The sequence below is a fragment of the Paenibacillus sp. Marseille-P2973 genome (genome assembly GCF_018101095.1).
Taxonomy (GTDB): domain Bacteria; phylum Bacillota; class Bacilli; order Paenibacillales; family Paenibacillaceae; genus Fontibacillus; species Fontibacillus vini.
The window spans coordinates 487,978-500,346 of sequence record NZ_JAGQEH010000004.1 but is presented as its reverse complement, the minus strand read 5'-3'; the positions used below and the strand labels follow the sequence as shown (position 1 = coordinate 500,346).

The 12,369-nt window shown below is 47.3% G+C and carries 12 protein-coding genes; 2 read left to right on the top strand and 10 right to left on the bottom strand.

Going from position 1 to position 12,369, the window contains the following annotated elements; all coding sequences use genetic code 11:
* Positions 1-2: 2 nt before the first annotated feature.
* From KB559_RS11785 to KB559_RS11745, 9 genes are all read right to left on the bottom strand, one after another.
* A complete protein-coding gene (locus KB559_RS11785; RefSeq protein WP_211022056.1) occupies positions 3-308 on the bottom strand; it encodes a hypothetical protein in 306 nt (101 codons plus the stop codon).
* Positions 309-534: 226 nt separating this feature from the next.
* Positions 535-1,494: an ABC transporter permease gene (locus KB559_RS11780; RefSeq protein WP_211022054.1), complete on the bottom strand. Its 960-nt coding sequence runs from the start codon at positions 1,492-1,494 to the stop codon at positions 535-537.
* A gap of 1 nt (position 1,495) precedes the next feature.
* Entirely contained in the window at positions 1,496-2,569 is a 1,074-nt protein-coding gene (locus KB559_RS11775; RefSeq protein ID WP_211022052.1) for an ABC transporter permease, read from the bottom strand.
* Positions 2,562-4,100 (bottom strand): ABC transporter ATP-binding protein, encoded by a 1,539-nt coding sequence (locus KB559_RS11770; RefSeq protein WP_211022051.1) that lies wholly within the window; start codon positions 4,098-4,100, stop codon positions 2,562-2,564. Before KB559_RS11770 ends, KB559_RS11775 begins: the two co-directional genes overlap by 8 nt.
* Before the next feature lie 121 nt (positions 4,101-4,221).
* Entirely contained in the window at positions 4,222-5,298 is a 1,077-nt protein-coding gene (locus KB559_RS11765) for a BMP family lipoprotein (protein WP_211022192.1), read from the bottom strand.
* 365 nt (positions 5,299-5,663) lie between these two features.
* Positions 5,664-6,023, bottom strand: coding sequence for a 50S ribosomal protein L20 (rplT, locus tag KB559_RS11760; protein ID WP_108464861.1), 360 nt, complete (start codon positions 6,021-6,023; stop codon positions 5,664-5,666).
* 33 nt (positions 6,024-6,056) lie between these two features.
* Positions 6,057-6,257: a 50S ribosomal protein L35 gene (gene rpmI, locus KB559_RS11755; RefSeq protein ID WP_211022049.1), complete on the bottom strand. Its 201-nt coding sequence runs from the start codon at positions 6,255-6,257 to the stop codon at positions 6,057-6,059.
* Between the two features lie 72 nt (positions 6,258-6,329).
* Positions 6,330-6,824, bottom strand: a complete 495-nt coding sequence (gene infC, locus KB559_RS11750) for a translation initiation factor IF-3 (RefSeq protein WP_211022046.1) — start codon at positions 6,822-6,824, stop codon at positions 6,330-6,332.
* A 720-nt stretch (positions 6,825-7,544) separates the two neighbouring features.
* On the bottom strand, positions 7,545-8,777 hold the full coding sequence (locus tag KB559_RS11745; protein ID WP_211022044.1) for a glycosyltransferase family 2 protein: 1,233 nt from the start codon (positions 8,775-8,777) through the stop codon (positions 7,545-7,547).
* A 795-nt stretch (positions 8,778-9,572) separates the two neighbouring features.
* On the opposite strand from KB559_RS11745, the gene KB559_RS11740 reads away from it, so the two are divergent.
* Together KB559_RS11740 and KB559_RS11735 are read left to right on the top strand one after the other, a co-directional pair.
* Positions 9,573-10,100, top strand: a complete 528-nt coding sequence (locus tag KB559_RS11740; RefSeq protein ID WP_211022042.1) for a phosphatase PAP2 family protein — start codon at positions 9,573-9,575, stop codon at positions 10,098-10,100.
* Between the two features lie 51 nt (positions 10,101-10,151).
* Entirely contained in the window at positions 10,152-11,288 is a 1,137-nt protein-coding gene (locus tag KB559_RS11735; RefSeq protein ID WP_211022040.1) for an MGDG synthase family glycosyltransferase, read from the top strand.
* Between the two features lie 70 nt (positions 11,289-11,358).
* Here KB559_RS11735 and trmB read toward each other — a convergent pair whose 3' ends face one another.
* A complete protein-coding gene (gene trmB / locus KB559_RS11730) occupies positions 11,359-12,066 on the bottom strand; it encodes a tRNA (guanosine(46)-N7)-methyltransferase TrmB (protein WP_211022038.1) in 708 nt (235 codons plus the stop codon).
* Positions 12,067-12,369 lie beyond the last annotated feature (303 nt).

Genomic DNA, 12,369 nt, shown 5'->3' with positions numbered 1-12,369 from the left:
TATTACCAGAATCCCCCGTAAGGGTATCCGTAAGGACCGTAAGGACCATAGCCTCCGTATCCGCCGTAGCCGCCATAACCATAACCGCCGTAGCCGTAAGGAGCCGATCCGATCGCAAGCAGGTCAAACAACACGAGCGGAATAATCGCTTTGGTTTTTACCTTTTTGCGTGAATTCTGAGCCACAATCAGACGGTTGCCGCTTATTTTAACCAATTTACCGGTAACCATGCTGCCATCTTTTTTGTAGGCGACAATACTTTTACCCAGCCATTTTTCGGCTTCCTTCTTCGTCACCGTTCTTCCCATGGTAACCCTCCTCAAAATGTAATCAAATAGCCGGGTTTATTTACGATCCAGTGGGGATCTTACGATTCGGCTATTTCGCGTTCAAGTCACCATATTCATTTTCGGCTGTCTCGGCTTGCGCCATCGCCCTTGAACTATCCAAAATAGGCCTGCCCCCCCTCTTGAAACCACGGCAAATATTTCAAAAAGCCCTGCAGGGTGTTTGCCTGCAGGGCTTTTTGAAATATTATCTTTTTGATGGATCATAAGGTGCTCCCAATGCGGATGGAGCCGAAGAACGGCCGACCGCGCTGACCAGCACAATGATCGTCAATACATAAGGAATCATAAAAATGAATTCCTGTGGAATGCTTCTCGACCACTCGAACAATTGAACGTAGTTCCGGATCGCTTGGGAGAAGCCGAAGAACATAGCCGCCCCAAAAGCTCCCACCGGATTCCATTTCCCGAAGATCATAGCAGCGATCGCGATAAAGCCTTGCCCGGAAATCGTATTGTGGGCAAAGGTACTTGTTGTAGTCAGCGTAATCGTTGCACCACCGATGCCGGCAAGCGCGCCGCTGATCATTACGCCGATATAACGCATTCTCGATACGTTGACACCCAGTGTATCTGCAGCGCCCGGATATTCGCCGACAGAGCGCAAGCGAAGACCAAATGGCGTTTTAAACAGCACATAATAAGCGACACCAACAAGAATCAGCGCCAGATACGTCGTTGGATACGAATTGAAAAATCCTTCACCGATGACCGGAATATCACGTAAGAACGGAATCTCAATTTTGTGGAAAACCTTAATCAACGGCGTTTCCGCAGAACCGTTAAACAGCATTTTGACGATATAGACGGTTAAGCCCGCCGCCAAAAAGTTGATTACGATACCGCTGATCGTCTGGTCTGCCTTAAACGTAATCGAAGCGACGGCATGAATAAGCGAGCCCAGAATACCGACCAGAATAGCGGCGAAAACACCGATCCATGGGGCCATGCCTCCTAGACCTGCTTCCTGGGCGTAGTAAGTCCCTACCCCGGCCGCGAACGCACCGAAGATCATCAAACCTTCCAGGCCGATGTTCACCACGCCGGAACGCTCCGAGAAAATCCCGCCCAGAGCCGTAAAAATCAGCGCGGTCGAAAATACAAGGGTTGAATTGAGCAGTTGACCTAGCAGCGTAAGAACGTCCATATTACAACACCTTCTCTTTCTTGCGCTTGAGGTAGAATGGCTTCAGCACAAAGCGGACGATGCCTTGCGCGGCAATGAAGAAAATAATGGAACCGATAATGATCTTGATCAGCTCTGGCGGAACGCCCGCTGCAAAGCTCATTCCTGCCGATCCGTAAGTCAATACGCCGTACAGGATAGCAGCCAGGACGACCCCGAACGGATGGTTCATACCGAGAAGCGCCACCGCGATTCCATCGAAGCCGTATCCGGGAGAAGCCGCAAAAACCGACTGATAATGAAATACGCCAAGCACTTCGAAGGCTCCCGCCAAGCCGGCGAACACCCCGCTGATGAACATGGCTTTCACGACGTTGCGCCCCACGTTCATTCCGGCATACTCAGCCGCATTCTGGTTAAAGCCAACCGCACGCATTTCATAGCCTTGTTTTGTTTTCCAGAGATATACGTAGAAGAACAAAGCAGCCAACAGGGCGATCACGATCCCCCAATGTACCCGGGCATTGTTGAATATGCCGGATAGGAACGTCAGCGCAGCCGAAGCTCCGATGTCTTCCGAACGGTTCTGCCCTTTAAGAAGGAAGAAATGACGGATTACATAGTTGGATAAATAAAGGGCAGTCCAGTTTAACATGATCGTCGTTATAACTTCGTTGATGCCCCGTTTTGCTTTCAAGTATCCGGCGATCGCTGCCCATAAGCCTCCGGCAACTCCCCCGGCAATTACGGACACGGGCACGACAATTGACGACGACACGCCCGACATGGACAGCGATACGGCCGTAGCGCTTGTCATCCCGATGAGAACCTGTCCGTCGGCACCGATGTTAAACATCCCGGAACGGAAGGCAAAAGCCACGGCAAGCCCGGTAAAGATCAAAGGCGTGATCTGCCGGATCGTCTCCCCAAAGTCATACGGATTACCCACAACCCGTTTGATTAGGGCACTATATGCTTCGAACGGATTGTATCCGCCCAATAACATGACGACCGCTCCGACGATCAAGCCGAGGAGAATAGCCACGAGCGGTACGATCAGGCTGTCCAGGGTAAAGATTCTGCGCAATCTACTCATCCGATTGTCCTCCCTTTTCCATGAAGCCCGCCATCATCAGACCCAGCTCTTGGTCATTCGTATTCTGAGGAAGCACCTCGCCGACAATTCTGCCTTCATAAATGACGGCAATCCGGTCGGATACATTCATAATTTCATCCAGCTCAAACGAAATAAGCAATACGGCTTTCCCTTGATCCCGTTGACCGATCAGTTGTTTATGGACGAATTCGATAGCGCCTACGTCCAGTCCGCGTGTCGGTTGGGCGGCGATCAACAGATCCGGATTTTTATCTATTTCCCGCGCAATAATTGCCTTTTGCTGATTCCCGCCCGACAGGGAGCGGGCTTTGGTCTCTATGCTTGGTGTACGAACGTCGAAATCCTGTACCAGTTTCTCGGCATTTTTATCAACAACCCGGCGATCTAGAAACCCGTTTTTGCTGAAAGGAGATTTGTAATACGTCTCCAACACCATATTCTCACTGATGGAAAAATCCAGCACAAGCCCATGCTTGTGACGGTCTTCCGGGATATGAGACAGGCCGCTCTCGATAATTTTGCGCGCCGGCAGGTTCGCGATCTCTTTGCCTGACAGTTTAATCGAGCCCGAGTCAATTTTACGAAGCCCTGTAATGGCCTCGATCAGCTCGGATTGTCCATTGCCGTCCACGCCTGCGATCCCGACGATTTCTCCCGCTTTGACTTCCAGGTCCAATCCATTCAAAACGGAGACCCCTTGTTTATCGTTCATCTTCACCTGATTTAACTGCAAGACAGGTTGTCCGATAACCGGAGCGTCTTTCTCAATTTTGAACGTAACGCCGCGGCCGACCATTTTCTCAGCCAGTTCGTTCGGATTGGTATTGTCGGTATCCACAGTATCGATCACTTTGCCGCGCCGAATAATCGTTACACGGTCGGAAATTTCCATAATTTCTTTTAATTTGTGAGTAATCAGGATGATTGACTTTCCTTCCGCAACCAACCGCCGCATAATCGCCATTAATTCCACGATTTCCTGCGGGGTCAACACGGCCGTCGGCTCGTCAAATATAAGAATATCCGCGCCGCGGAACAAGGTCTTCATAATTTCCACGCGTTGCTGCATTCCGACCGAAATATCTTGAATTTTGGAGTTTGGATTAACGTGAAGACCATACTGCTCCGACAATTTCGCCACTTCGGCGGACGCCGATTTATAGTCGATATTAAGCCCTTTCGTCGGTTCCATACCAAGAATAATATTCTCAGTGACCGTGAAAGGCTGAACCAGCTTGAAATGCTGATGAACCATGCCTATTCCTAATTTTATCGCCTTGTTCGGATTATCGATCGTTACCGGCTTCCCGTCGATCTCAATGGAACCCTCGTCCGGCTGATAAAGCCCGAACAAAATATTCATCAAAGTAGACTTGCCTGCCCCATTTTCCCCTAGAAGCGCATGAATTTCCCCTTTGCGCAAGGTCAGGCTGATTGAATCGTTGGCTACTATACCGGGAAAACGCTTCGTGATTTGCTTCAACTCGACTACGGGAGCCGCGGTGCTCATGAAATCACCCTCACCATTCTGGGATTTACGCAAACAACAAGGCCAGTTCATACAACACTGGCCTTGCCTGCTTATGCTTTATTTTACTATCCGGCCGAAACCGCCGTAAAGAATAGATTTATTATTCTGCCGGAACTGTGATTTCACCATTGATAATTTTTTGTTTGTACTCTTCCACTTTATCAAGAACTTCTTTGCTGACATTCTTCGAGGAAGTGTCGGCAATGCCTACGCCGTCGTCTTTCAGAGTCAGGTTCGTAATTTCGCCGCCTTTGAAAGTTCCGTCAATAACTTGTTGAGTTACGTTCTTCACCGCTACATCAACCCGTTTGATCATCGATGTCAAAGTTACTTCATCACCAAACTCAAGCGATTGGTCCTTATCCACGCCAATAACCCACAATTTTGTAGCTCCGCCTGCATTGTTACGTGCAGTGGCTTCGTTAAATACGCCGTTACCAGTTTGTCCTGCAGCAGGGAAAATAATATCCGCGCCGTTGTCATACAACTGGCTGGCAAGCGATTTACCGATGTCCGGCTTATCATAAGCGCCTGCATAAGTGATTTTCACTTCAGCATCCGGATTAACTGCTTCTACGCCGGCTTTGAAACCAACTTCAAAACGTTTGATAACCGGGCTTTCAGCACCGCCGATAAATCCGATTTTATTCGTTTTTGTAGTCAGGCCTGCAACTACCCCAACCAGGAACGAACCTTCGTTCTCGGCAAAAGTAACGGATTCAACGTTAGGCGCGTCGACAACGCTGTCGATGATCGCCAGTTTAACGTCCTTGTTGGCGTCAGCCACTTGCTTCAACGCATCGCCCAAATCAAAACCGATTGCCCAAGTCAGGTCATAACCGCCTTGCACAAACTGGTTCAGGTTAGGGATGTAGTCCGAGCTGCTGCTGCTTTGCAAATACTTGTGTTGGATGCCTTGTTCCTTGTTCAGGGCTTCAAGAGCTTCCCATGCGGATTCGTTAAAGGATTTGTCGTTTACGCCGCCAATGTCCGTAACAAGACCGACCTTGATGTCGGATGCTTTACTTCCGCCGTTGTTACCACCATTGCTGGCTTCTGTTCCTTTGTTGGACGAGCCACCGTTGTTTGCTGCATTGTTCTTGTTGTTGCCGCATCCCGCCAAAATCATCATCACAGCAAGTACCATGACTAAAGAAAATTTGAAGGTTTTGTTCATTGACTTCATTGACGATTAATCCCCCTTAAAATATTGTGACCATTTTTGACCTCTGTACAGGACGATTATACATTTAAAACCGCCTAAAATCCATACCTTTAATGACCATAGGTTAAATAAGTTTCGCCTTTTTGTGAAATGAAGCGCTTACCTTCGACACAATTCACATCCAACGTTCGCTATGTGTCAATTTGGGAGTGTTGAAGATTTGCTTTCCTTTTCTTTACCCTTCATCTTTCCCAATATCAGGGTTCTCCACACACACAGAATAACCCAGTAAAAAGACGGTTGACTCTATAAAATGAAAACAGCCGTCGTTCCCGGTTAAATTCCAACCAGGACGACGGCTGTTTGTACCGTATTTATTAAGCGTTGATTTTTTCTTTAGCTACAGTAGCCAAAGAGTTGAACGCGTTAATGTCGTTTACGGCCAAGTCGGCCAACATTTTACGGTTGATGTTCACTTCAGCCAACTTCAAACCGTGCATCAATTTGCTGTAAGACAAACCGTTCATGCGAGCAGCCGCATTGATACGAACGATCCACAGTCTGCGGAAGTCGCGTTTTTTCGTGCGACGGTCACGGTATGCGTACAGCAGGGATTTCATAACCTGCTCGTTAGCTGTTTTGAAGATGCGGTGTTTCGAACCAAAATAACCCTTTGCCAATTTCAATACTTTTTTATGACGACGACGAACCACGAATCCGCCTTTTACTCTTGCCATATCAATAAACCTCCCAATAAGTTGTGTTAATAATTACTTCAGGTTTGCAAGTTGTTGTTTCAAACGGCTAACGTCACCGGAGTATGCCACAGGGCTGTTCGCCAATACACGTTTTGCGCGTTTGGATCTATGGGACAGCAAGTGATTGCGATTCGCTTTGTAACGTCTTACTTTACCGGTACCGGTAATTTTGAAGCGGTCTTTAAGACTGCTGTGTGTTTTCATTTTAGGCATTGTACTTCCCCCTCAAAATTTGTGAGTTGCTTGCTTGCGAAGTTCGCCTTTGGCGAAATCACGAAGCCGCGTTTAGTTTTTAGGTGCCAAAATCATGATCATGCTGCGGCCTTCCAATTTTGGAAGACGTTCCACCGTCGAAAGTTCAACGACCTCTTCTTTGACGCGATCGAGAATTTTCTTTCCGATGTCGGCATGGGCAATTTCACGGCCGCGGAAACGAACCGAGCATTTTACCTTGTCGCCGTCTTTCAAAAATTTGATCACATTGCGAAGCTTCGTCTGAAAGTCGTGTTCCTCAATGTTGGAGCGGAACCATACTTCCTTGATGTCCACTATCTTTTGATTCTTACGGGCTTCCTTCTCTTTCTTCTGTTGCTCATAACGGAACTTGCCGTAGTCCATAATCCGGCATACCGGAGGTTTGGCCGTCGGTGCCACGTTAACCAGATCCAGATTCAAGTCGATTGCCATTTGCAGCGCTTCGCGAATCGGCGTGATACCAATTTGTTCGCCTTCCGCACCTACCAAACGCACTTCTTTGGCCCGTATCTCATCATTGATCAAATGTTCTTTACTGATAACTCTCCACCTCCAAGGATTTTCTTGTCTTAAGACGGATATTGCAAAATAAAAAGGGATGCAGGTTACCGCCCGCATCCCAAATTGATCAATTCTTCATGAACATACCATTCACAAATCATCGGATCAAAACCAGCCAACGTAATCGTCGGACAGGTGAGAAGCCATGGCCTCTGCTTGCAATCCAAATACTATTCATTGCAACACTCAAACACTTTAACACATGCCGTCAGGCCGTGTCAAGACTTTGATTCGAGTCTTGATCAAAAATCCGGTTTTTGAGTTACCCGTTCCAATCAAGGCTCAAAAATCAGGCTTTCAGCACCGGAAGGCTCTGCTGAATTCAAGATTCGATGCCGAATCCGCTCCACAGCTATGCTTCGTGATAAGAAAAACTTTATCGATGGAATTCTCGGAAGCCAGACCGCGTTTAGCGGAGTTTTTCTTGCGATTATAGAATTGTTCAGCTCCGCTGAAAACTAATAATTCTATAATCTTCAAAGTTCGATTTTTTTGAGTTTCCCATTCCAATCAAAGCTCAAAAATTGGGCTTTCAGCACCGAGAAGGTTGGATGAAGCTGAGACTGAGGAGCGGAGCGTAGGGTAACCTACGTGAGCACCGGAAGGCTCGGCTGAATTCAAGATTCGAAGTCGAATCCGCTCCAAAGCAACACTTCGTGATCAAAGTCCGGTTTTTGAGTAAACTTATCCTTTTTGGACTTCTTCTAGACGTACTACCCGTGTATGCTGCGTATGACTCCACTGTTTGTTGTTCTGGGTAAAGAACGCGTAGAAAGTAATCGGCCACCAGGAAATCAGGTAAATCGGGAACAGCACCAGATAAGCGTACACCTTCTTGAACTTGACCTTTTCGAGAATCATAGCAGCCAAGAAAATGAATACGTTAGCTGCAATCGCCACGAACGAGATCCACAGCGGGAACTTGGCGTACAGCGTTTCAAAGTTCGGTCCGCCGAACAAGGACTGGTCCGCCCAAATAAAAGCCGTCAACAGAAAAGTCAGCAACACGATATATACGTTAGCTCCGTAAATAGCCATATCAAGCTTAACCAGGTTACGTTCCTTGATGCTCTTCCACAAAAGCGGGAAGAAATATCTGCGGGCTACCGTAAAGTGTCCTTGCATCCAACGTAAACGCTGACGCGCGGACGCTTTGAAGGTGAGCGGCTTTTCGTCAAACAGCTTGGCATCGTAATTGAATACCGGGTAAACCCCGCGTTCCACACAACGCATCGTGAACTCCAAGTCTTCCACGAGGCTCGTTGCTCCCCAGCCGATTTCTTTCAGCAGCTCGGTTTCAAAACACATCCCCGTACCGCCGAGGAAGTTAGCCATATTCAAATTGTGGCGGGACAACTGCCACAGACGGTTACAATACCAATAGGAGATCCCGTAAGAAGCTGTAATCCAGGAGTCTTCCGGGTTCTTGGTGTCAATGTATCCCTGAATGACCCGGGCGCCGGAGCAGAGGTCATTGTTCATTTCGCTCAGAAAATCGGGATGCGCCAAGTTGTCGGCGTCAAACATTACGACGGCATCATATTGCCGTGGCATTTTCCACAATTGCTTGAGCATCCATTCGATCGCGTAGCCTTTGCCGCGCAAATTCGTATTGGTACGGACACAAGCGTTCATTCCGTGACTCCGGACAATATCCGCCGTACTGTCGGTACAGTTGTCGCAAATGACGAATACGTCGTAAAGCTCTTTCGGATAGTTCAGATGCTTCAGATTTTCCATCAGGGCACCGACGACTTTTTCCTCGTTATGTGCCGCTACCAATACCGCAAAGGACTTGGATGGAGCATGGCTTTCTTTTTTCTTTTTCTTGTACATGCCAAACAGCGATAAACCGAACTGGTACACCCCGATCACCGCAAGCACGACCTGCAGCGATATTAAAATGGCGTCCATCATGATCTCTAGTACCCCCTTTTAACTCCCTTTGATTTTTTTAGTTTTTTTAGATCTTACGGAGTTTTGTTTTTTATGACCCTTTGTGACATGCTGTGTGAATTCTGAAAATCTCTTTTCATTTTCAACGCTTTTTCGATTTTCCATGACTTTGTATCATTTGTCAAACCGCTGTAAACCCTGCGTAGAGCAAAATCCGACGGAAGTAACCCTATATTCGCGCAAAGCACCGCCGCAACCAGCAATCATTGCGGTTAGTTCTTATTTTCATCAATTTTGACGCTTTTTATTTCTTTAGTCCCCCTTTTTTTCAAATTGTTAACTCTATATAAAATCAGTCGTTAATACACAAACGAAAAAAAACAAAAAAAGTTTACTCAATAACTCATTTTCCTTTAAACTTTTTTGCTATCATTTGAATCAATATCCAGAAGCGAGATTCACAAGAATTCAAAAAAAGGGTATATTAACTCACAAAGTCCCCTGATCTTGAAAAAGGCCACGGAATCAAAATATGATGAGACTTACCTGAAAATGCCATTACTGCATTGCACTTTTTACTTTAACGTGCGAGTTCAAAAAGTCAGGTTTTCAGGACCAAGAAGGTTGGATGAAGTTAGGGACTGAGTAGCGGAGCGTACAAGGGTACGTGAGCAACGGAAGGCCCGGCTGAATTCAAGATTCGACGTCGAATCCGCTTCACGATCTGCTTCGTCGTGGAAAGATGACTTTTTGAACAACCTCTTAACGGCAAATTTAGGCCGTATCTTGCGGCAGACCAAGCGCGGAGGGATCTTTATGAACCGATTGCTTCAAAAATTAATACAACTGGATCAACGACTTTTTGTAGGAATCAACGGACGCTTGCACCGAAGCTTTCTTAATTTCTGGCTGTACCATCTCACTCATTTGGGGGGCGCCTGGTTTACTATTTTATCTACTCTTTTTATTTGGATCGTCGCCCCGGCGCCATGGAACAAAGTAGGCCTTCAAGCCTGTGTCGCCCTGGCGATCAGCCATATTCCGGTCGCTTTGGCTAAAAAAACATATCCAAGGGTCCGTCCGTATTTGACCCTTCCCGGAACCAATACGTTTCGGAATCCGCTCACGGACCACTCTTTTCCTTCCGGACACACGACTGCCATTTTTTCGGTGACTATGACCTTTATGGCAGTGCAGCCGGCCCTTGCGTTCATTCTCGGCCCGCTGGCTCTGATCGTCGCGATATCCCGCATTTATTTGGGTTTACACTATCCTTCCGACGTGCTTGCAGGGGCCGTAATCGGATCTTCCGTCGCCCTTGGAACGGTTGCATTATGGGCGTAAAGGGGATATTGTAAATGGTAGAAAAACCTTGCAGGAAAAGGTGAAACTAAAGTGCAAAAACAAAGAGTCTTGCTTTTATCTGAGGGGTTTGGAGCCGGACATACACAGGCGGCGTATGCGCTCTCCAGCAGTTTACGCAAAGTGGCACCACATGTGCAGACTAAAGTCCTGGAACTGGGCAGTTTCTTAAATCCTAGAGTGGCGCCGATCATTATTACCGCCTATAAGAAAACGGTATCCACCCAGCCACGGCTTGTTCGAATGATGTATCGAAGCAATTATAAGAAATCATTAAACCGATTGACGACGCTTGCTCTCCATCGGATATTTTATACCCGTACGATTCAAGTAATCCGGCAGCTCCATCCCGACGTTATCGTCTGTACTCACCCGATTCCGAGCGCCATTATATCGCGGATCAAGAGGCTCGAGCTCCTGGACGTCCCGCTCTGCACCGTGATTACCGATTATGATGCGCATGGGACGTGGGTCAGCCGGGAAGTAAACAGCTATCTCGTATCCACCGAGCAAGTTAAGCAGAAGCTGCTTGAGCGGGGAGTCGAAGAAGAGAAGATCCGGATTACCGGCATTCCGGTGCATCCGAATTTCTGGGAACGCCACGGGAAAGATGATATCCGGGCCCAATTCAACCTAAAAAACATGCCGACGGTGCTTGTTATGGGGGGCGGTTGGGGCTTTATGAAAGATGAGGCGGTCAATTCGCACCTAGCCTCATACCGGGACCAAATCCAAATCATCTTTTGCTTCGGCAGCAACACCAAGTCGCTGGAGAAGATGAAGAAGGATCCTCGTTATATCCATGAGCATATCCACCTGCTCGGATTTACCAGGGAAATCGACAAGCTGATGGAGGCTTCCGATCTCCTCATTACCAAACCCGGGGGCATGACCTGCACCGAAGGGTTGGCCAAGGGAATTCCGATGCTGTTCCACAAGCCGCTTCCGGGGCAAGAGGAAGAAAATTCGCAGTATTTCACCTCGCAAGGATGGGGTACCCCGATCAGCTCGCTGGATGACATTACCAAATGGATCAAACGGCTGACTAACAATTATGACGAAGTCGTGCGAAACCGTGAAGAAGTGCTCGAACATATCGCCAGTTATTATCCGCTGCAAAGTGCGCAAGCCATTATGGATCTTATAGAACGCAATAAGGTGACGTCTTAAAATTGCAACCTTCCCCGTTTATAAAGACAAACAGGCCTCCGGAATAATCCGGAGGCCTGTTTGTCCATTGTTAAAATTGATCCATTTTATGTTCGTGGTAACGGCGCAGGGCCGACTCGCCAACCTTGACTTCGCAACGATAAATGGGCATCCCTTGTCCCACGAATTTGCTCTCGTATTCCGTCATGACATGGTTCTCGTTAATACCTTCACCGTGCAAATTTAGCGAAATTTGATCCATCTGCAATCCGGTCGCGGCAAAAGAATTCAGGGAGAATTCAAACAGCTCCCGCGAATCGGTTTTGAAATGAATCTCTCCTTCTTCATTCAGCAGCGTCCGATACTTATCCAAAAAGCGCGGGTGTGTCAGTCTTCTGCGCCCATGCTTCTTTTTCGGCCAAGGATCGCTAAAATTCAAATAAATCCGTTCGACTTCGCCCGGAGCAAAGAACTCCTCGATGGATTCGATGTTGCCTAAGGCAAGCCGGACGTTTGCCGGATTCTCTCCGTCGTGTCCGGACCAGATATTTCGTACCTTTTCGCTTGCCCGGCGGATCAATTCATCATACATATCCATCCCCACAAAATTGCAATCCGGATGTTTAAAGCTCATTCCGCTAATGAATTGTCCCTTACCCATGCCAAGCTCGATATGAAGTGGACGGTCGTTTCCGAAGATCTGCGACCATTTTCCTTTATATTCCCGGGGATCCAGCACGACCAGGTCTTGCTGGTGCTCCAAATTCTCCCGGATTCCTTTTCTACCGCGTAAACGCATGTCATTCCTCCGCTTTCATGTATATGCAAACTCATTACTCCATTACTGAAACATTTTGCCGAAGTTCGAACTAAAAGTAAAGAGATAAAGTACTCTTTCATGTACAAATGAAAAAGGAATCACTTCGCACCGCCGGGGAGACGGTACGCGAGATTCCTTTTTCGATATATTTTGGAATTGGGGTCCAAACGTATGTCAGTTACACTTAAAATAACATAATCTGTAATTCATCGCAAGAAAACACCCCTAGGCAAATTCCCCTTTTTACTTGATTTTTGATACAATGAATCATGTGAACCCGCT